We start from the raw sequence: 21,504 nt of genomic DNA on the forward strand, positions 1-21,504 counted from the left end.
GAGGTAGTTGTATGAATATGCTTTGGGTAGTTAGTGGGCAAACGTATCAGCAGCTGCCTGTAGATTTTAAAACCTTTCGCCAAGCAACGGTAGGAAACACTCAGCATCAAACTTTTACGTTTTCCTATCCGTTTGAGAAAGGGCAAATCACGCTGTCATCTGAAAAGAACGGACGGCTCTTGATTTCCTACGGAGAAGAAAGGATAGCAGAGCTATCTGTTTCTGAGTCGTTTGTATGGCGAGAACAAGGACATGCTTTAACCTTTGTCCTTACAGAGAAGGCTGTTAAAGAAGCTGTCTATTATATTGATTACGGATCAGAAGTCTCGTTTTCCACAAGTGATGAAGCAGCTGATGTGTATCAGCAGAAAGAAAAGTGTGTAATAGAGCCAAAAGAAGGATTTTACTTATCAAAGATACACGGGAAGTGGAAGGTCTTTTATAACCAAGAACCGCTTTATCTTAACGGACACCGACTAGAAGAGAATACGAACCTTCAGCCTGGAGATCTTATTTTATGGTCTTCTATGACGATTCAATTGATCGAAAAAGATTTGCTGAAGATTCAAAGCTGCTATGATTATGCATCTAAGCTTCCAGCTACGGCACAGCCTATTTCTGAAATGAAAAAGAAGTACCCGGTTTATAGACGGACACCGCGCATGATATATGATTTGCCTAATGATAAGGTGAGCTTGTCCTTTCCTTCGCAAGACAATGATGAAAATAACCGAAGCTTATGGCTTACTATTTTACCGCCATTAGTCATGCTTTTAGTCATGGGTACGGTCTCGATTATTCAGCCTAGGGGAATTTTTATTATTATATCTGTCATGATGTTTACGACCACGCTGATTGTATCTACTGTTCAATATTTTAAAGATAAAAAACAGCGCAAGAAGCGGCAGGAGCGTCGTCGTCGAATTTATACAAAGTATTTAGAGAACAAGCGCGAGGAATTACAAGAACTAGTATCAGTTCAACGAGATGTATTATCTTATCATTTTCCGACGTTTGAACGAATGAAATATTTAACAGAACAGATTTCTGATCGAATTTGGGAACGAACTGTAGAAAGCAGTGATTTTTTACAGGTGCGCCTTGGAACAGGAACAGTTCCTGGAAGCTACCAAATTTCTTTGAATAGCGGAGATATGGCTAATCGAGAAATTGATGATTTGCTTGAGCAGTCTCAGCACATGGAAAAGGTCTATCGAGAAGTGAAAAATGCCCCTGTTACTGCTCATTTAGGTTTAGGCTCTATCGGTCTGGTAGGAAAGATGAAAACGGTGAAGAATGAACTGCATCAGCTTGTAGGACAGCTGGCATTTTCCCACAGTTATCATGACGTAAGATTCGTATTCATTTTTGATGAAGAAGAATATAAGGAGTGGGAATGGATGAAATGGCTTCCTCATTTTCAGCTTCCCCATTCTTTTGCGAAAGGTTTCATTTATAATGAACAAACGAGAGATCAGCTTTTATCTTCTATTTATGAAATGCTGAGAGAACGCGATTTAGATGAAGCAAAAGGAGAAGGGGTTTTCTTGCCTCACTTTGTTTTTATTATTACGAATCAGCAGTTAATTGCAGATCACGTTATCTTAGAGTATTTAGAAGGATATCACCCTCACCTCGGGTTTTCTACGATATTTGCGGCAGAGACAAAGGAAAGCTTAACGGAGCATGTTCACACACTCGTTCGTTATATTAACGAATCCGAGGGAGATATATTAATTCAAAAGCAAAAAGCTGTGAATATTCCATTTCAGCTTGATAAACACACGCTTGATTATAATGAAAAATTTTCAAGGATGCTGCGGACATTGGATCACCAAGTTGGCATGACCAACTCAATTCCAAATAGCGTTTCATTCTTAGAATTATTTAAAGCAAGAGAAATTGGTGAGTTGGATATCGTACAAAGGTGGCAAAGCAATGAATCAGCTAAGTCGCTAGCAGTTCCTATTGGGTTAAAAGGAAAAGAAGATATTGTTGAACTAAATCTTCACGAAAAAGCTCACGGCCCTCATGGATTACTTGCAGGTACGACGGGGTCAGGGAAAAGTGAATTCTTACAAACGTATATTCTTTCGCTAGCGGTTAATTTCCACCCACATGAAGTCGCGTTTTTATTGATTGACTATAAGGGCGGAGGAATGGCTCAGCCGTTTAAAAACATGCCTCATCTGCTTGGAACCATTACAAACATTGAAGGAAGTAAGAATTTTAGTACAAGAGCCTTAGCTTCTATTAAAAGTGAATTAAAGCGACGCCAACGCTTGTTTGATAGATATGAAGTCAATCATATTAATGATTATACAGATTTATATAAGCAAGGTATGGCAGAAGAACCTCTCCCTCACTTATTCTTAATCTCGGATGAATTTGCTGAGTTAAAAAGTGAAGAACCAGAGTTCATTCGCGAATTAGTCAGCGCGGCGCGCATTGGACGTAGTCTAGGCGTTCATTTAATTTTAGCAACACAAAAGCCAGGCGGTGTTATTGACGATCAAATTTGGAGTAATGCGCGCTTTAAAGTAGCTTTAAAAGTCCAAGATGCCGCTGACAGTAAAGAAATCTTAAAAAATGCGGACGCTGCTTCTATTACGGTGACGGGTCGAGGCTATCTGCAGGTTGGAAATAATGAAGTGTATGAACTGTTTCAGTCAGCTTGGAGCGGCGCGCCGTACATGGAAGATACGTATGGGGCTGAAGATGAAGTCGCCATTGTCACAGATCTCGGGTTGATTCCTTTATCTGATGTATCTACTCAGCAGACGTCATCTAAACAAGCGGAAGCAGAAATTGATGTTGTGGTGCAAAAAATTGAAAAAACGCAGCAGGAATTAGGTATCAAAAAATTAAATAGTCCATGGCTGCCGCCTCTTAAAGAGAGATTGCTTCGCAGTGAGTACAAAGAGAAGCGAGACGGCGTATTCCCAATTGGCTTGATTGATGAACCAGAAAAGCAAAGTCAAACGGTATACAATTATCAGCTGATGGATGATGGAAACATTGGTATATTTGGTTCGTCAGGATACGGTAAATCGTTTACAGTCATGATGTTGCTTCTTAGTCTAGCTGAAAGACAGAGCCCGGAGCAGCTTCATTATTACATTTTTGACTTTGGAAACGGCACGCTGCTGCCGCTTCGTCAGCTGCCTCATACGGCGGATTATTTCTTAATGGATCAAATGCGTAAAATTGAAAAATTCATGACGATTATCAAACAAGAAATCGCAAGGCGGAAGCAGTTATTTCAACAGCAGGAAGTTAGCAATATCAAAATGTATAATGCTCTAAGTTCAGAAGAGCTTCCTCTAATTTTTATCACGATTGATAATTTTGATCTGGTCAAAGAAGAAATGCAAGATCTAGAAATGCAGTTCACACAGCTTGTGCGTGACGGCCAGTCTTTAGGAATTTATATGATCTTTACCGCGACGCGCGTGAATTCTATTCGTCAGTCACTTATGAATAACCTGAAAACGAAAGTGGTTCATTATTTAATGGATCATTCAGAAGCGTATTCTATTTTAGGACGTACGCCGTATGCGCTAGAGTCTATTCCAGGCCGGGCTATTATCAAAACGGATCAACCTTATTTTGCGCAGCTGTTTTTACCTGCGGAAGGAAAAGATGATTTTGAAATTTTTGATGCAGTTAAGCTGCAAATTCAACGATTAAAGAATCAATATGCTGATGCTATTCTTCCGGAGCCGGTGCCAATGCTGTCATCGAAACTTGTGCTTGCCGAGTTTATGACGGACAGAAGAGTTATTCGGGAAAAAGGAGTTATTCCTCTTGGGTTGGATGAAGAGTTTGTTCGACCGGTGCATATGAACTTTACGAAAAATAAGCATTGTATCGTCATGGGGCAGACGCAAAAAGGAAAGACAAATGTAGTGAAAGTCATACTGCAAACAGCGCTTGAACAAGGCGTGAAGCAAATCGGACTATTTGATTCGGTTGACCGCGGTTTATCAAGCTATGCAGCTGAAGATGAAGTTGTTTACATGGAAACAAAAGAACAGATTATCGACTGGCTTGATTTAACTGAAGAACGGTTGCAGCGACGTGAAAATAAGTATTTGGAAGCAGTGCAGGCAGGAACGGTACACAGTCTTTCATTTGCCCCGATCATGCTTGTAGTAGACGGATTTGTACGATTCCAGCAAAACTTAGACAGCGTCCTGCAGGATCGTATTACAAAATTGATGAAAAATTATAGCCACCTGGGCTTTAACTTGATTGTTGCTGGGAACAACAATGAGTTTTCAAAAGGATTTGACGCGTTAACAACAGAAGTGAAGCAAATTGGCCAAGCCGTGCTGCTGATGAAGAAAACAGAGCAAAGCTTATTTACACTTCCTTATGACCGAAAAGAAGCCGACGTTAATCCTGGCTTCGGTTATTATATTAAAAGTGGAAAAGAAACAAGAATTCAAATCCCGCTATGTGTAAGTGAAAGGAAGATCTTAACATGACCGAACAGCGTAAGTATACACTTAAAGTCATATTAGCTGTTGTTTTAATTTTGGCTCTTCCTTCTTTCTTTTTCCAGTATATTGGAGACAACCCGCTGCAAGTCACAGAAAACTCAACAAGAACGATTGCGGTTGTTAACGAAGATAATGGAGTAAAAGAAAATAGTGAAAAAGCGATAGAATTTGGAGAAAAAGTGACTCCTCTTTTACAGGAGGGGTCGGATTATCAATGGACCGTGCTTGGACGAAGCGCAGCTACAAGCGGTTTACAGAATGGAAAATATGATGCGGTTATCTATATTCCCTCGACTTTCTCACAAAATATTTTATCGTATCAGGAAAAAAAGCCAGAAAAAGCTACTTTGGAATACAAAGTTCAAAGTCAGCTTAACGCAGTTAATAAGGAAAAAGTAGTAGGGGAATTAGAAGATGCTACTACAAAGGTTAATAATGAAATGTCCTCTTTGTACTGGAGTTATGTATCACAGGAAGTGGATAAGGTACGCGGACAGTTCGATAAAATTCTAAATAAAGAAATCGCCTTTCAAAAAACAATGGTCGCTTTTTATAAACCGAATTCAAAAGATTTAGCAGGTGAATTAAATGATCAAAAGAAAATTCTTCAGCAAATCCAAGATAATGTAAATAAAGCGGAAAAAGGTTCTAGCGACAGACAAGGTGACGTAGAACAGGTTGAAAAGAATTTAAACAGCTTCATTGAATATGTAAATCAATATCAAACATATCAAGAAACACAGAAACAAATGCTTGAAAAAACGCAGGCTCAAAGCGTCGCTGCGATTCAACAAGGGTTGTCTTCCCTTGAATCTAATCAGCCAAGCGCTAAGCAAAATTTTAATGAACAGGCCAATCAAGTGTTTAGTGGCTTATCTTCCATTCAACAGCAGCTGGATCAAAACCAAAAAGCCGTTGGAGAACTTGGAGACCAACAAGCAGATAACGTCAGTGAACAAGAAAAAGCTCTGCAAGATTTGAACGGCCAAATAGTCAGTTCATATAAACAGCAGTCTGAGCAAACAACCCTAAATCAAATTGAAAGTAAGCTAAAGCCGCTTCGTGCGCAGCTAGAGACAGCTTCATCAAATGAAGGTGGCGGAGGCTCAACGGATCCAGGGGAAAGTGATGGAACTCAGCCAGACCCTAATCAAGGCGGAGAGACGCCAACGGACCCTGGAGAAGGTGGCGGAACTCAGCCAGATCCGAATCAAGGTGGAGAGACGCCGACGGATCCTGGAGAAGATGATGGAACTCAGCCAGATGCTGGTCAAGGCGAAGAAACCTCAGAACCAATTCAAGTGGATTTATCTCAGCAAACAGCAAAGCTTGATGATATATCAAAAGGGCTTGAAGACTTAGAACAGCAGCTCCAAGGAATGGTGAACGAAACACCTGAAGCACCTGAAGTACCTGAGACATCTGAGGGAACGGAAACGACTGAAACACCGGACACACCGGACACATCAGGTACATCCGATGCTGTGAAAAGTGCGCTTGAAAAAGTGGCTAATCTGAAAACACAGGTACAAGCAGTCAAAGATGAGCTGCAAAATGTAACAGTTCAGCCGAAAGCTTCAGGAGAAAATACGGATGAGCTGAAGCAGAAAATTGCGAGTTTGGAAGCAGACGTTAAGTCTTTGACAGCACAGAAAAACAAAGCAGAGAAAGACTTAGAAGAAGCGACCAAGTCGTCGAGCAGTCAAATTGCTAAGCTTCAAGAAGAAAATGAACGATTAAAAAAAGAGAATGAAAAGTTGAAAGAAGACGGCAAAAAGCCTTCTAAAGGTAGTGTGAATGTAGACAATCTCATTACGATGATTACAAACAAAGAAGATAAAATTTTATCTTCTCCAAACCTTTCAGCTTCTCGCAAGGAAAAGTTGAGCAATACATTTTCAGGTAAGATTCAAAGCAGCAGTGCAGAAGATCTGCTAAAGTACTACGGTGATTTATCGCAGTATGATTTGACTTTAGCTCAGGTAGGAAATACAGACATACAGAACAGCGTCCTTAACAATGACTCTATTAAAGGAAGTTTGCAGCAGGCATTAGCTGGCACCGTCTCTTCTCAAGATGCACGTAAGCAAATCCAACAAAACCTGTCTCTAACAAAAGAAGAGTTAGCACAGTTCCAAAGTTCAGTGCAAGATTTTGCTGATCAATATGGACAAACAGTTGATGCTGAACAAGCATCTATTATGGAAGAGCTATCAGCTATTCAAGAAAAAGCAAATGCAATGAATCAAGAGCTTCAATCTAGCGCAGGTGAAGATCAAGCATTAGAAAAGAAAGAAGCTCCGGACGTCACGGGCTTAATGACGCTTCAGCAAAGCATGGGTCAAGAGTTGAAGGGAATGAACGAACTCATTTCATCTTTAGGTGAAAGACAAGCAAATGTTGTCACATACACAGATGAATTGCAGAAGCGTGTAAATGAAGTCCAGGATAAAGCTGACACGCTTAACAGCAAGTGGGCCCAAAACGTGGATTCGACGAAGTTGGTTCGCGGCCAGGTATACCGTTTGTTAAATAATACATTAGTAGATGGACAGAATAATGATTACGTTTATCATTATTTAGCCAATCCTCTTCAAGTAAGCGGTGAAGTGCCGGCTGAAAAAGTAAAAGAGGTTCCACCAGTTGTCATTTTGGTTATTATCTTAATCAGCAGCTTACTAATTGGCTATTTCAGTCAATACTACCGACATGCACCTATGCTTGTGAAAGGTACGCTGTTTGGGTTATTGAATTTAATTGTAGGGTTAATGGTAAGTATCTTTAGCCTTAATATTTATTCGTTATCGGGAGACCGGGCAATGGAATGGTCAATCTTTACGATTGTCTTATTGCTTGCTACATCTACACTCGTACGTATTGCTTTCTTATTAGGGAGCTTCGCTGGATGGGTGACGACAGTAGGGTTGATTTTATTTTATATTACCCCGCTTCTTAACTTATCTATGCCAAACTTTAATTATGAAGATCCAGTATCTAAAGTATATATGTCAATTCAATATGATACGCAGTCTCTGTTTGGACAGGCGCTTATTGTATTACTGGGAATGACTGCCGTTTTAAGTGTTCTGCCATCTATTATTCGTGCTTTAAAGACGACTAAAGAGGTTGAAAATGATGAAACCTATAGTGCTTAATAAGAAGATTGGAAGTATTGTTCTTATTTTTTCACTTCTTTGTTTCCCTATAGCAGCAGCGGCTGAAGCTGATGACGGAAACGTTGAAGAGATTAAACCAAATGTATATAAGGATGATCCGATTAACTTGGACCCCGAATCTTTGCTAGAAAATAAAAAAGAAGTAGGAAATATTCCGGAGGAAATAAAGGATCTTACATTTGAAAAAGAGGAAGATGCAGAGAAAGAGAGCTTAAAAGAAAGTCTTTTTGCGAACGCATCAGCTGAAGATAATACGATTTCTGCGAAAGCAAAAGAATATAACTTGTTTTCTTCTAAAAACACTTCCTACAAGAAAGATCGAACAGAACAAACTGCTTCTGAAAAGTCATCAGACCTACAATGGTTTTATTTATTATTGATTGGTGTGGGGGTTGTTGTATTATTTGTGGTTTTAATACCGCGCATTAGCCCTCAGCCTTCTGTGAAAAAATGAAAAAACCTCGCTGTTAATCAACAGCGAGGTTTTTGCGTATAGAAGCAAGCTTATAGGCGGCGGAAGCCCTCTTCAAACAAATAATCTTCGGCTTCTTCGTAAGATAGAAATGCTGCCTCTAAATTCAAGCCAGAATAAACATTCCACAGATCATCTTCATGAACAAGTAAAAGCGTTGCATTGTCTGGGCCGTTCCAGCGCTGTTCATTTCCATTCCCTACAATAGCTTCTTCTCTAGCTGTATCAGGAAGGGTAGACAAAGATTCAATAGAAGCTTCAATAATTGAGCGAAGCTCTTCTTCTGTATAATCACGGATGTTTACAAGACCTTTGTCATTTGTTTCATATCCTTTTAAAAACCCTGCATATACAAATCCATTTCCGTTAGGGTGCAGATGATGCACAACAACCGTTTTATCGTACACGCTCTCTTCATAATGAAAGTTCACGCGTCCTAAAGATACATCTTTTCGATGCAGCTCTGGAAACGATGAAATAATAGCTAATTTTTCGTCAAAACTAAGCATAGACAATCCTCATTTCTATTTAAATCATTTCATTTTCTGAAATGGTATAAGCTCTTTTACGATTCGGTTGATTATACCATATATAAAGAAAGACACATAATGCTTTTTCCAATGTGGACTTTTGAAAATATAACCCTTCGCATAAAGTGGCTGTCACTGTAAAGAAGAATACATCTTTTTCACTATAAAACTTAACAAAAAATAGGCAGGGAATTCACAGTGAAAAAATAATATAAAGAGGTGGAAGAAAACTAGTTTTCAAACCTATCATAAGGAGGAATAAAAAAGTGAAATTATACGCTCTGTGTAAAAAAACATGGGCACTATCCCTGCTTGTTTTTGTTCTTTTAGTAAGCTTAACTCCTGTTAGTCAAGCAGCCGCATTTTTATCTGTTGCACAAGCTCTTGAGAATCAAAACAATAGTGTACAAACGGTTAAAGGATATGTAGTAGGTCAACCTACAGGCACATCTACGGTTATTACGAGCAATTACCCAAACGATTATGCACTTGCTCTTGCTGATAGTGCAAATGAAACCAATACAGACGAGATGGTGTACGTTCAAATTCCTTCAAATTTGCGAAGTACATTTGGACTTCAAAGTCACTCGGAGTTAAAAGGGAAAAGTCTTACTGTTAAGGGCACACTCACTCCTTATTTTTCACACCCAGGAATAAAATCAGTTACTTCTATCAGTACAGAAACAGGAGGAACTGATCCGACTCCAGATCCCACAGAGCCAACCGTTCCAGTAGAAGACTATTATCGTACCGCAGCTGGAAAAACAGGAAATACCTTAAAGACAGAGCTTCATAACATTATTGATCATCACACAGAACTGTCGTATTCAGCCGTATGGGAAGCTTTAAAGAAAACGGATGAAGATCCAGCTAACGCAAATAACGTTATTTTGCTCTATACGGGGCGTTCACAGGCTAAGAGTACAAATGGAGGCGGAGTGGACGATTGGAATCGTGAGCACGTCTGGGCAAAGTCTCACGGGGATTTTGGAACAGCTATGGGACCTGGAACAGATCTTCATCACTTACGTCCAACCGATGTGTCTGTAAACAGTACGAGAGGAAACTTAGATTTTGATAACGGAGGGACGGAACATAGCGAAGCACTCCGAAATTATTTTGACAGTGATTCTTGGGAACCTCGAGATGAAGTAAAAGGCGACGTGGCTCGTATGTTGTTTTATATGGCCGTGCGCTATGAAGGCGATATAAGTGATGAACCTGATTTAGAACTTAATAACACAGTAAATAATGGCACTGCTCCTTATCACGGGAAATTATCTGTGCTTCTTCAATGGAACGCCCAAGATCCAGTAGATGATCGAGAACGACGTAGAAATGACATTATTTATTCAGACTATCAGCATAATCGCAACCCGTTTATTGACCATCCTGAATGGGTGAATGAGATTTGGAACTAATGAAGGAGGCGTCCTGACAGGGCGTCTTTTTTTTATAAAAGAAAAAGGAAAAAACTAAAATCCGCCGAATACCTATAGGTGATTTTGAAAAAATGGAGGGAAGCTATGAAACAGCTATGTAAAAAAGGATTGGCTTTTATTTTAGTGCTTATTTTTGTTAACGCTTTCATTTTGAATCCACTTAACGGAGCGGCTGCCGTAGATGGAAAATCAATGAATCCAGGTTACAAAACCTATTTAATGGCGCCTTTAAAAAAGGTAACAGACTATACGACATGGGAAGCGTTTGAGAACGATTTACGCAAAGCGAAACAAAATGGATTTTATGCAGTGACAGTAGACTTCTGGTGGGGAGATATGGAGAAAAACGGCGATCAGCAGTTCGATTTTTCTTATGCTCAGCGCTTTGCTCAAGCAGCTCGTAACGCGGGTATAAAGATCGTTCCAATTATTTCTACTCATCAGTGCGGCGGCAATGTAGGAGATGATTGTAACGTTCCGCTTCCATCTTGGGTATGGAACTTAAAAAGCGATGATAGCCTTTACTTTAAATCTGAAACGGGAACGATAAATAAAGAAACGCTAAGCCCGCTTGCAACAGACGTTATTTCTAAGCAATACGGAGAGCTCTATACGGCATTTGCGCAAGCGTTAGCACCTTATAAAGACGTGATTGCTAAAATCTATTTATCAGGAGGCCCTGCAGGTGAAATTCGTTATCCGTCTTATACAGCAGCAGACGGAACCGGCTATCCGTCTAGAGGGAAATTTCAAGTGTATACGAACTTCGCCAAAAGCAAGTTTCAATCATATGCTTTGACTAAATACGGTTCACTCGCCGGTATTAATCAAGCATGGGGAACCAATTTAACGTCTGCATCACAAATTTTACCGCCATCAGATGGCTATCAGTTCTTAAAAGATGGTTATTCAACAGCTTATGGAAAAGATTTCTTAGCATGGTATCAAGGAGCTTTGGAAGATCACACAAAACGTATTGGACAGTTAGCTCATCAGGCTTTTGATTCCACCTTTAACGTACCAATCGGTGCAAAAGTGGCGGGAATTCATTGGCAGTATAACAATCCTATGATTCCTCATGCTGCAGAAAAACCTGCTGGATATAATGATTACAACGCGCTTTTAGATGCGTTTAAAACAGCTAAATTAGATATAACGTTTACGTGCTTAGAAATGACGGACAGCGGAAGTTATCCAGAATATTCTATGCCAAAGACACTTGTACGCCAGGTAGCAGGTATTGCGAATGCAAAAGGAGTTGTTTTAAACGGGGAAAATGCTTTAACTATAGGCAGTGAAGATCAATATAAAAAAGCAGCTGAAATGGCCTTTAACTATAATTTTGCAGGATTTACTTTGCTTCGTTTCTACGATGTTATTAACAATGATACGCTGATGGGGCAATTTAAAAATACGTTGGGCGTTACACCAGTTGCGCAAACGGTTGTAGTAAAAAATGCGCCAACCGCATTAGGAGAAACGGTTTATATCGTTGGAGACAGAGCTGAGCTAGGTCAGTGGGATACGTCCATTTATCCAATTAAATTAACATACAATTCATCTACAGCTGATTGGAGAGGCACTGTCTATTTTCCTGCGAGTCAAAATGTTCAATTTAAAGCAATTGTGAAGAGAGCTGATGGATCGTTAAAAGCATGGCAGCCTTCGCAGCAATATTGGAGCGTACCGTCAACAACAACGACTTATACAGATAATTGGTAAAACAAAGCCGCATAGCACTTGCTATGCGGCTTTGTTTGGAACACAAGAATTATTTCCAGTTCGCTTGAATAAATTCATCTCGACCGGACTTAGCTCGGTCTTCTTTATAATGCTTTGGATTTTTCTTATGGAAATCTTGGTGATACTCTTCGGCTTCATAAAACGTAGAGGCAGGAAGAATGCTTGTCACGATTGGTTTTTTAAAACGTCCGCTTTCTGCGACCTCTAGCTTCGTCTCTTCAGCTGCTTGTTTTTGGCTGTCGTTATGGTAAAAAATTGCTGTTCGATACTGCGAGCCGCGATCTTGGAATTGACCTCCATCATCTGTTGGATCAATTTGCGGCCAATAAAGATCTAATAAACGTTTATACGGAAACACTTTAGGATCAAATGTGATTTGAACCACTTCGTAATAACCGCTTGTCCCAGATTTTACTTGCTCATAAGTAGGGTTATCCACAGTTCCCCCCATATATCCTGATACAATGCCGTGAATACCTTCTAGCTCTTCAAAAGGTGTAACCATACACCAGAAACATCCACCTGCAAATGTAGCTTTTTCCATACGTAATCCCTCACTTAATCCGTTGTTATGAAGGGTATTATAACAAATTTATATTGAAACAGCTAGAAAAGGGTTTGTAGTCTGTGTAAAAGCTGTGGATATTTATCTTTATCCACAGCTTTTACACAATAAACTCGACTGTTTTGAAGATTGAAAAATGAAGGAGAGAATAAAGAAAAAATGATAGAATAGATAAGATGTATAGATCGATTTAGAAGAAATTGCACAGCAGAAGTACAATCTACGGACTAGACTTTGGTGTACTGATGGCATCTAGATAAATAAAGTTAGTACGTTAGTAACAAGAGGTAAGAAACAGCATATTCGCGCTGTTGAATAAATATACAAAGATAATAGGAGAGTTGAATATGTTACAAGATAATCTCATCCTAGAGCACTATGGATTAAACGAATTAAATTTTGATACGATCAAAAGCTACCGGGATCGGTTTGCTGAAGTAAAACCAGCTCATCCTTGGAATGCACTTGAAACAAAGGAGTTTTTATACAAAGTAGGAGCTTGGGGAAAGGTTAGAGATACCCATAAAGAAGGAGTCACACTCGCAGGCCTGCTTTTATTCAGTGAAGAACGGATTATCACAGAAGTTTTACCACAATACTTTTTAGAATACCGGGAAAGTAAAGGGAACGAAGAATGGACAGAGCGCTTTACCTCTCAAGACGGGACGTGGTCAGGAAATATTTTTGATTTTTATTTTCATATTCATGAAATTGTTCGTAATAGCGAACCTCAGCCGTCAATCGCTTCCTCTTTAACAGAAGTTTTGATTAATATGCTTATTCATGCAGATTATAATGGCGAGGGCGGCGTTATTTTAGAAAAGCAACCTTCTCATTACGTTTTTTCTAATCCAGGTCTTTTGTTAGTACCTACAGATTCAGTTTTTAGCAATACCGTTAGTCAGCTTCGAAACCCAAATATCGTTAAGCTATTTAGTTTACTAGGGCTATGTGAACGTTCGGGCTCTGGTTTGAAAAAAGTAAAGCAAAATTGGAACCTGCATCATTATAAAACGCCGGTTATTGATCAAGATGTTTCTATGCATCGTACAGTGGTTATGTTATCTCTGTCCACTCAAGAAAGACAGGTAAGTTCTTCTGAAAAAGACACTTATAACACGTCTATAGATGATTCGGGAAATAATTTTAAAGATGTCGAAAAATATCAAAATACACCTAAAAACGATGTCGAAACAGACTCCTATAATAAAAACGATTACTCCTATAATAAAGAATTAATAGAGGAGTTAAAGTCATATAATAACGATGTTTACTCCTTTAATAAGGAAGATAACTCCTATAATAACGATGTTAACTCCTATAATAAAAATTATAACTCCTGTAATAATGAACAAGGAGAGAATTCTTCTAATTTGGTAAATGCAGAGAATATTGATACGAAGCTATGGGATATTGCAGCGCTGGCTCGTGAAAAAAAACGGCTTTCGCCGAATCAGATGGAACATATTATTCTGGAGTTATGTAAAGAAAAACCGCTCATGCTTAAAGAGTTTGCTTATTTACTAGAAAGAACGCCGGATGGAGTACGTAATAATTATTTAACAAAGCTATTACGAAAAGGACAATTACAGTTGAAATATCCAAATCAGCCAAACCATCCAAAACAGGCATATTTATTTAATAAGAAAGATATAGAGAAATAAATCAAGCAACCGATAGAACATATAGAGATTAAGCTGCAAAAAAATGATAAGGAGGACCTTGCTAAAAGCTACAGATTTAAGGGGGAAATTCACCATAAAGTTGTGCCAAGCTGTCAGACTCTCTTTATATGAGTTCTGGCTCGTATAAAGGAGGAAAAAGAGTGTGAAAAGCAAGTGCGTTCTTATTTTTCTGGTGGTTGTATGGCTGTTTAATATGGGGAAAGGAATAGGATGTGGATCAAAGGTGAATGCAGAGATGAATATATCGCTGTCGACGTGGGTGTGGGATACAAAGAAATGGATGCTGAACCAAGAAGCTATCCTCGAAAAGCTTCAAGAAAAAAAGGTGACAAACGTTTATTTACAAATTGATACTCATCTTTTACCTTCCGTATATAGACATTTTATCCAACAAGCACAAGCCAAGGGCATAAGTGTTTACGCACTTGACGGCGCTCCTTATTGGATAGGGTCTTCTGGTATAGAAGAGCAGGAAGCATTTTTTAATTGGATAACAGCTTACCAAGCAGAAGCAGACGAGCAACAGCAATTTTCAGGGGTTCATTTGGATGTAGAGCCTTATTTGTATAAAAGTTGGGAAAGTAATCGCGCGAAAAGTATTCTGCAGTATCAATATGTTATTTCTCAAGCCGCTGTACACTCTCATGAGTTACACTTGCCGCTTGCTGTAGATATACCGTTTTGGTTTGACGAAGTTCCATTCAAAAATAGCAATGGTTCCGGTTCGCTGGGGCAGTGGGTTATTCAGTACGCTGATGAAGTCACAATTATGGCGTACCGAAACCACGCGGATAAAGAAAATGGCATTGCTGACATAACAGAAAATGAACGCAAGTGGGGACGTGTACTATCCACTCCGATTGAAATAGGGGTAGAAACGATGGCTTCGGATGAAGGAGAATACATTTCTTTCTCTGCTAAAGGAGAAGAAAAGATGATGCAAGAGCTGGGTATGTTGCTTACGGAGTGTCAAGCTCAAAATCCTCCAAGCAGTATAGCTGTTCATCATTTTGATAGCTGGCTACAGATGAAGCCATGACAATGAAAAGACCGCTGCATCGCTGCAGCGGTCTTTTTGGGTTTAGGGAGTATAGATACAATATAGCCATTTTATTAAAGGACTATACATAAAAAAAGTAACCATTTAAAAAATGGCTACTCACACAAAGGGGGGGAACTTAATCTTATCATTCCCACTTTTTCTAAAAGATATGCCTCTTTTAACCCGTTTTTTTAAAATAATTTAGTCGTCCAAGATTCGCAGTTCCACACATCTGTGACAACATCTTGATAAAATTCAGGTTCGTGGCAAATAATTAAGATACTTCCTTTGTATTCTTTTAAGGCTCGTTTTAATTCATCTTTTGCATCTACATCTAAGTGGTTTGTAGGCTCATCCAGTACAAGAATGTTGGTTTCGTTGTTAATCAGCTTACATAGACGAACTTTTGCTTTTTCTCCACCGCTTAGAACTTCTACTTTACTTTCAATATGTTTTGTTGTTAAGCCGCATTTAGCTAGAGCTGCACGAATCTCGTATTGGGTAAAGTGAGGAAACTCATTCCATACTTCTTCAATACACGTATTGTAATTAGCCGTTTTGATTTCTTGTTCAAAATAGCCAATATGCTGGTAATCTCCTTTTTCTACAGAGCCTGAAATCGGTTTGATTTCTCCTAAAATACTTTTTAAAAGAGTTGTTTTCCCAATTCCATTTGCTCCTACAAGGGCAATCTTTTGACCTCGCTCCATTTTTAAATTCAGTGGCTTAGAAAGCGGCTCTTCATATCCAATGACTAAATCAGATGTTTCAAAAATTAATTTGCTTGAAGTACGAGCACCCTTAAAGTTAAACTCTGGTTTTGGACGCTCCTGAGCTAGTTCAATTACTTCCATTTTATCGAGCTTTTTTTGACGGGACATGGCCATATTTCGTGTCGACACACGGGCTTTGTTTCTCGCTACGAAATCTTTTAAATCTGCCATTTCTTGCTGTTGTTTTTTATAAGCTGCTTCAAGCTGCTGTTTTTTCATCTCATATACTTTCATAAAATCGTCGTAGTCTCCTACATAGCGATTTAACTCTTGGTTTTCCATATGATAAATTAAATTGATCACGCTATTTAAAAATGGAAGATCGTGAGAAATTAAAATAAAGGCATTTTCATATTCTTGCAAGTAGCGTCGCAGCCACTCAATATGCTGTTCATCCAAGTAGTTTGTAGGCTCATCAAGTAAAAGAATTTCTGGTTTTTCAAGCAGCAGTTTAGCTAATAATACTTTCGTACGCTGTCCGCCGCTTAAATCCTGTACATCGCGATCTAAGCCGATATCTTCTAATCCTAATCCGCGTGCAATTTCTTCGACTTTCGCATCAATAACGTAAAAGTCATTGTTTGTTAAGAGGTCTTGAAGCGTACCGACTTCTTCTAATAGTTTTTCGAGTTCTTCTGGTGATACCTCCGCCATTTTCTCATAGAGGCCATTCATTTGAGCTTCTAAATCAAATAAGTATTGAAAAGCACTTTTTAGTACATCACGAATAGAAAGGCCGCGCTCTAATGCTGTGTGCTGATCTAAATAGCCAACGCGCACTTTTTTAGACCATTCTACTTTTCCAGCATCCGGTTCTAGCTTGCCTGTAATGATGTTCATAAATGTTGATTTACCTTCGCCGTTTGCTCCAATTAAGCCGACGTGTTCACCTTTTAACAATCGAAATGATACATCGTTAAAAATCGCACGGTCACCAAAACCATGGCTTAGATTTTTTACGTTTAATACACTCATGCTGACACACCTTTTCTTTTAAAATATCTATCGTACGTTTCGTTATAAACAAATTGATTCATAACGATTATAGCGAACTTATATACATAAATCCATATGAGTTTTCCAGCCTTGAAAGTCATATAAAATTCACTCGCGTCTTCCTTTCACTTCATTCATACTATATATATCAATGTAGAAAATCCTTCATGACGAAGGGACGGTTATGTCGAATCATTCAAATAGAGTATATAAAAGAATAAAAAGGCAGGGGGAAAAGAAATGAACATTCATACGATACTAGTGGCAGGAAGAATGCATAAAGAGCTGGAGGAGATAATCAAACAAAAGCAGCTGTCTCAGACGTTTCGATTTATGGAAGAGCAAGACGTTACAATGGAAGATTTAAACTGGGCTGACGCGCTTTTATCCTTCGGTCCAACGAACTGCTTTGAAGATCATAGCTTTAAATGGATTCATTCTCTCGGCGCAGGAGTCGATCGGTTCTTAGAAAGTGGGAACTGGAAAAAGAGTGTGATGTTAACACGTACGGTTTGTTCATTCGGTCAGCGAATCAGTGAATATTGTCTTAGCTATATGCTAGCTGAGCTTCAATACCACGCAGAGTTTCAGCATCAGCAAAAACAAAAGCAGTGGAAAGTGGTAGAGCCTAAGCAGCTTTCTACTCAAACGGTCATAATTTACGGAACAGGTGAAATCGGCGGGCGTCTTGCAGCCGTTTTAAAATCTTTTGGTGTACGAGTAATGGGTGTATCTAAAAGTGGAAATGAAAAGCCGTCATTTGATCAAGTGGTCTTGATTTCGAAGGAAAAAGAATTGCTAAAAGAAGCCGATTGGATTATTAGTACAATGCCTCTAACACATGAAACAAAAAGCTACTTTGATTCAAAATGGATGAATGTAGTTGAAAATGCATACTTTATAAATGTCGGACGAGGAGCAACTGTAGATGAACATGCGTTAGTAGCGGCTGTTGAGCAAAAGCGTATTCGAAAAGCATACATAGACGTATTTGAGCATGAGCCGTTAACGAAAGAATCTGCTTGGTGGGATCATTCAAACATCATCATAACACCTCATATTTCAGCGGTGACTACGCCTGAAGAAGCCGTCGAGTGCTTTGTTGAAACGCTGCAAAAAGTTGAGCAAGGCGAATTGCCTTCTAACTTGGTTAATATTGAAAGAGGCTATTAAAGCATTATGATGCGCGTTTCCGCTATAAGAATGGTATACTGAAACTTGCTTTTCTTGAACGAAAAGAATGAAATCTGTTCTTCTAGGGGGGAACAAACGTTGAAGCAAGAAGAATTATTTGAACAAGCACGTGTATTTATAGAGACGTGTTACGCTGAACTTGAAAAAAGCGAAGCGGATAAAAACAAGCGGTTAAAAGAAATCCATCAGCAAATTATGTCACTCGGACATTATGATCATACATTTGAAGAGTTAGAGCACGGAGCTCGTATGGCTTGGAGAAACAGCAATAAATGTATTGGACGATTATTTTGGCACTCGCTCAATGTATTTGATAAGCGAGATGCAAGCACAGTTGAAGAGGTAAGAGACGCCCTGTTTCACCATATTGAATATGCAACAAATGACGGGAAAATCCGGCCTACTATTACGGTGTTTAAACCGAAAATGAAAGAAAAAGAGCCGGTTAGAATATGGAATCACCAGCTAATCCGCTATGCAGGGTATGAGACGGAATACGGTACGGCAGGAGATCCTGATTCTGTTGCGTTCACGGAGGTTTGCCGAAATTTTGGGTGGGAAGGTGAGAAAACGCATTTTGATGTCCTTCCTCTGGTACTGCAAGTGAATGAAGAGTCGCCTCGATATTTTGAGATTCCAAAACATTTAGTGAAAGAAGTAGCTATTACGCATCCAGAACTTCCTGAATTTGAAGACTTACAGTTAAAATGGTACGCTGTCCCGATGATTTCAGATATGAAGCTAGAAATTGGAGGGATTGATTACGTCGCAGCACCGTTTAATGGATGGTACATGGGGACTGAGATTGGGGCGCGAAATTTAGCGGATACGTATCGATATAATCAACTTCCAAAAATAGCTTCTATGATGGGATTGAACATGGATTACAACGCGACGCTTTGGAAGGACAAAGCTCTTGTTGAATTAAACGTTGCGGTGCTTTCTTCTTTTAAACGAGAAGGCGTTAGCATTGTAGACCATCACACTGCTGCTCAGCAATTTCACTTGTTTGAAGAAAGAGAGCAAAAAAATGGCCGCGAAGTGACTGGGAACTGGACGTGGTTGATTCCACCGGTTTCGCCAGCTACCACGCATATTTTTCATAAGCCTTATAAAAATAAAGTATTATCACCAAATTATTTTTATCAAGACGCTGCTTATTAAATGAACAAAAAAGAGAGTACGCATTTGTACTCTCTTATTACACGTTAATTAATTTTTGTGTTTATCAAGTAAGTTAGCAAGTACATATGTTTTGTACTTTTCTACTTTGCGGCCTTCGTGGTTGCGAACTCCTCGTTTTTTAAGTTCCTCAACATACCAACCTTTGCTTCCTACGTGCATACTCAAACACCCTTTCGTCATTTTTTTAGGATGAACAGAATGAGGTTCATTGTCTGCTCGAATGGAGACATCTTGTCTTTCCAATACGTGCCTCATTGTAACATCTTTTATTTTATGATGAAAGGGAAAAAGGTTAAAAAAACGAGAATGATTTCAAGTGAATGTTAGTTTACTCATTCCTCGTTTTTTTGAGATAGAAGGAGGAGGTTTAATTCATCTTTATTTTGAATTAGATCTTCTAGCGTATATTGATCTAACACCTTAATGAAGGCTTGCATGGCTTCATGTAAAACACTTTTTAACTTGCAGACGGGGCTAATAATGCAGAAGTTTCCTTCACGATCAAAACATTCAACGATATGAAAATCTTCTTCTGTTTGACGTACCACTTTTCCAATATTAATGTCTTTTGGAAGCTGAGCTAAACGAATACCGCCGTTTCGTCCTCGGATCGTTTCAATTAAGCCAAGTTTTCCAAGCTCGTGAATGATTTTCATAAGATGGTTTTTTGAAATATTATACGCTTCAGCAATTTCTTTTATATTGCTTAGTTTATTATTATCGCGAACGCCTAAATATAATAAAACTCGCAGTGAGTAATCTGTATATTGTGTGAGCCTCATCTTTTTACCTCTTCTCTTATCAGCAGCTGATATATCTATAATAGCATGTCTATATCTAAGAAATACAGAAAGAATGCTCACATTTTTGACGAGGTGAATTTGTGAACATTTCTTTAAATATGTATATAAAATATATCTTTTTAAGTAGGATATGAGTATTATAAAGATGTATTAAAAATATATCTTTTAAAAATGAATCTTTCGGAGGCGAAAGTTATGAAACAAACAACTATTTCTATTGTAAAAAGTACAGTTCCTGTTTTAGAACAGCATGGTCAAGCAATTACAACTCGTTTTTATGAGATGCTTTTTGAACAGTATCCTTCTTTAAAAAATGTATTCAACCAAACAAATCAAAAAACAGGCCGTCAGCAAATGGCGTTAGCTAATACAGTTTATGCCGCTGCGCAGTACATCGATCGTCTTGAAACGCTGCTTCCAGTTGTAAAGCAAATCGCTCATAAACACCGCAGTATCGGCGTAAAAGCAGAGCACTATCCAATTGTCGGAGAGTTCTTATTAAAAGCAATTAAAGATGTTTTAAAAGAAGCTGCGACCGATGAGATTATGGAAGCTTGGAAAGAAGCATACGGTGCCATTGCGGACGTATTCATAAGTGTGGAGAAAGAATTATATGAAGAAGCCGAAGAAAAAGGATGGAAAGATTATAAAAAACTAATGGTCCATAAAAAAGTAAAAGAAGCAGAAGACGTGTACTCGTTTTATTTAGTATCACCTGATCAAAAAGCGCTGCCTGCTTTTCTGCCAGGTCAGTATGTGAGTGTACGAATTCCTGGTCAAGAGTATTTATCCATTCGTCAGTACAGCTTATCTGGCTATCCAAACCAACCATACTATAAAATTACGGTGAAAAAAGAAAAGCAAATGGAAGACGGGGTCGTGTCAACTTATTTACATGACCAATTGAAAGAAGGAGACTTGCTTGAAGTCAGCGTTCCAGCAGGAGATTTTGTCTTAAAAGAAAATAGTAAATCAGTATTTATCAGCGGAGGTGTAGGAATTACTCCAATGATGTCAATGCTTCATCAAGCACTAGAAAACAATCAAGAAGTAACATTTATTCACAGTGCTAAAAATGAGCAGTTTCATGCAATGAAACGAGAGCTTCAATCGTTGTCAGAGACATATACGTTTGAACAACACGTTTTCTATAGTCAAGCGCAAACAGCTCAGCATGATGAACATATAACGTATGGTCGCTTAACTAAAAAAGAGCTAGCTAAATATGCAGGCGATAAACATGCATATTATTATGTTTGTGGATCTTCTTCATTTACGCAAATGGTGTTAGAAGGCCTAGCTGAAATGGGTATTTCCCAAGAAAATATCATGTATGAATCGTTTGGCCCGAAAATGAGTATGACTCCTTCCGCATAAATGTATGGAAAAAGGG

Annotated in this window: 15 protein-coding genes; 10 read left to right on the top strand and 5 right to left on the bottom strand. The window is 38.8% G+C overall.

The annotated features are described in order from the left end of the window. Positions 1–11 precede the first annotated feature (11 nt). From essC to essA, 3 genes are read left to right on the top strand one after another with little or no spacing between them, the layout of a single operon-like run. Positions 12–4,490, top strand: coding sequence for a type VII secretion protein EssC (essC, locus tag LJC66_RS01610; RefSeq protein WP_230931695.1), 4,479 nt, complete (start codon positions 12–14; stop codon positions 4,488–4,490). Beyond that, a complete protein-coding gene (gene esaA, locus LJC66_RS01615) occupies positions 4,487–7,660 on the top strand; it encodes a type VII secretion protein EsaA (protein WP_230931696.1) in 3,174 nt (1,057 codons plus the stop codon). The genes essC and esaA overlap by 4 nt, the downstream gene beginning before the upstream one ends. Then, on the top strand, positions 7,638–8,135 hold the full coding sequence (gene essA / locus LJC66_RS01620; protein ID WP_230931697.1) for a type VII secretion protein EssA: 498 nt from the start codon (positions 7,638–7,640) through the stop codon (positions 8,133–8,135). The genes esaA and essA overlap by 23 nt, the downstream gene beginning before the upstream one ends. 50 nt (positions 8,136–8,185) lie before the next feature. On the opposite strand, the gene LJC66_RS01625 is transcribed toward essA, so the two are convergent. Next, complete coding sequence (locus LJC66_RS01625; RefSeq protein ID WP_013055111.1) at positions 8,186–8,662, bottom strand: hypothetical protein; 477 nt, start codon at positions 8,660–8,662, stop codon at positions 8,186–8,188. A 287-nt stretch (positions 8,663–8,949) separates the two neighbouring features. On the opposite strand from LJC66_RS01625, the gene LJC66_RS01630 reads away from it, so the two are divergent. Beyond that, the gene (locus LJC66_RS01630) at positions 8,950–10,104 is read left to right on the top strand and encodes an endonuclease (protein ID WP_195695544.1); all 1,155 of its coding nucleotides are present in this window, start codon (positions 8,950–8,952) and stop codon (positions 10,102–10,104) included. A 105-nt stretch (positions 10,105–10,209) separates the two neighbouring features. Next, positions 10,210–11,847, top strand: a complete 1,638-nt coding sequence (locus LJC66_RS01635) for a family 14 glycosylhydrolase (RefSeq protein WP_230931698.1) — start codon at positions 10,210–10,212, stop codon at positions 11,845–11,847. A 49-nt stretch (positions 11,848–11,896) separates the two neighbouring features. On the opposite strand, the gene msrA is transcribed toward LJC66_RS01635, so the two are convergent. Continuing rightward, positions 11,897–12,412 (bottom strand): peptide-methionine (S)-S-oxide reductase MsrA, encoded by a 516-nt coding sequence (gene msrA / locus LJC66_RS01640; RefSeq protein WP_153252085.1) that lies wholly within the window; start codon positions 12,410–12,412, stop codon positions 11,897–11,899. Positions 12,413–12,780: 368 nt separating this feature from the next. Here msrA and LJC66_RS01645 point away from each other — a divergent pair, with 368 nt between their 5' ends. After that, entirely contained in the window at positions 12,781–14,097 is a 1,317-nt protein-coding gene (locus LJC66_RS01645) for an ATP-binding protein (protein WP_230931699.1), read from the top strand. Positions 14,098–14,260: 163 nt separating this feature from the next. After that, positions 14,261–15,157 carry an amidase gene (locus tag LJC66_RS01650; protein WP_230931700.1) on the top strand — a complete coding sequence of 299 codons (897 nt, stop codon included), beginning with the start codon at positions 14,261–14,263 and terminating at the stop codon, positions 15,155–15,157. A gap of 194 nt (positions 15,158–15,351) precedes the next feature. Here the strand turns inward: LJC66_RS01650 and LJC66_RS01655 are convergent, their stop codons facing one another. Continuing rightward, positions 15,352–16,908 carry an ABC-F family ATP-binding cassette domain-containing protein gene (locus tag LJC66_RS01655; protein WP_013055117.1) on the bottom strand — a complete coding sequence of 519 codons (1,557 nt, stop codon included), beginning with the start codon at positions 16,906–16,908 and terminating at the stop codon, positions 15,352–15,354. Positions 16,909–17,169: 261 nt separating this feature from the next. Here LJC66_RS01655 and LJC66_RS01660 point away from each other — a divergent pair, with 261 nt between their 5' ends. Continuing rightward, the gene (locus LJC66_RS01660; RefSeq protein ID WP_230931701.1) at positions 17,170–18,102 is read left to right on the top strand and encodes a D-2-hydroxyacid dehydrogenase; all 933 of its coding nucleotides are present in this window, start codon (positions 17,170–17,172) and stop codon (positions 18,100–18,102) included. 99 nt (positions 18,103–18,201) lie between these two features. Then, on the top strand, positions 18,202–19,287 hold the full coding sequence (locus LJC66_RS01665) for a nitric oxide synthase oxygenase (protein ID WP_230931702.1): 1,086 nt from the start codon (positions 18,202–18,204) through the stop codon (positions 19,285–19,287). Between the two features lie 48 nt (positions 19,288–19,335). Here LJC66_RS01665 and LJC66_RS01670 read toward each other — a convergent pair whose 3' ends face one another. Further along, positions 19,336–19,467: a YflJ family protein gene (locus tag LJC66_RS01670; RefSeq protein ID WP_016762840.1), complete on the bottom strand. Its 132-nt coding sequence runs from the start codon at positions 19,465–19,467 to the stop codon at positions 19,336–19,338. 173 nt (positions 19,468–19,640) lie between these two features. Beyond that, complete coding sequence (locus LJC66_RS01675) at positions 19,641–20,090, bottom strand: Rrf2 family transcriptional regulator (protein ID WP_028410145.1); 450 nt, start codon at positions 20,088–20,090, stop codon at positions 19,641–19,643. Positions 20,091–20,306: 216 nt separating this feature from the next. Between LJC66_RS01675 and hmpA the strand changes: the two genes are divergently transcribed. Further along, a complete protein-coding gene (hmpA, locus tag LJC66_RS01680; RefSeq protein ID WP_195695538.1) occupies positions 20,307–21,488 on the top strand; it encodes an NO-inducible flavohemoprotein in 1,182 nt (393 codons plus the stop codon). Positions 21,489–21,504: the final 16 nt, after the last annotated feature.

It is taken from the genome of Priestia sp. TSO9, from assembly GCF_021029645.1.
GTDB lineage: Bacteria > Bacillota > Bacilli > Bacillales > Bacillaceae_H > Priestia > Priestia megaterium_E.

Bases quoted from the DNA above. Each gene is read 5' to 3' on its own strand.
- LJC66_RS01635 (WP_230931698.1), top strand. From the start codon at position 10,210: ATGAAACAGCTATGTAAAAAAGGATTGGCTTTTATTTTAGTGCTTATT.
- hmpA (WP_195695538.1), top strand. From the start codon at position 20,307: ATGAAACAAACAACTATTTCTATTGTAAAAAGTACAGTTCCTGTTTTA.
- essA (WP_230931697.1), top strand. From the start codon at position 7,638: ATGATGAAACCTATAGTGCTTAATAAGAAGATTGGAAGTATTGTTCTT.
- essC (WP_230931695.1), top strand. From the start codon at position 12: ATGAATATGCTTTGGGTAGTTAGTGGGCAAACGTATCAGCAGCTGCCT.
- msrA (WP_153252085.1), bottom strand. From the start codon at position 12,412: ATGGAAAAAGCTACATTTGCAGGTGGATGTTTCTGGTGTATGGTTACA.
- esaA (WP_230931696.1), top strand. From the start codon at position 4,487: ATGACCGAACAGCGTAAGTATACACTTAAAGTCATATTAGCTGTTGTT.
- LJC66_RS01655 (WP_013055117.1), bottom strand. From the start codon at position 16,908: ATGAGTGTATTAAACGTAAAAAATCTAAGCCATGGTTTTGGTGACCGT.
- LJC66_RS01645 (WP_230931699.1), top strand. From the start codon at position 12,781: ATGTTACAAGATAATCTCATCCTAGAGCACTATGGATTAAACGAATTA.
- LJC66_RS01660 (WP_230931701.1), top strand. From the start codon at position 17,170: ATGAACATTCATACGATACTAGTGGCAGGAAGAATGCATAAAGAGCTG.
- LJC66_RS01675 (WP_028410145.1), bottom strand. From the start codon at position 20,090: ATGAGGCTCACACAATATACAGATTACTCACTGCGAGTTTTATTATAT.
- LJC66_RS01625 (WP_013055111.1), bottom strand. From the start codon at position 8,662: ATGCTTAGTTTTGACGAAAAATTAGCTATTATTTCATCGTTTCCAGAG.
- LJC66_RS01670 (WP_016762840.1), bottom strand. From the start codon at position 19,467: ATGCACGTAGGAAGCAAAGGTTGGTATGTTGAGGAACTTAAAAAACGA.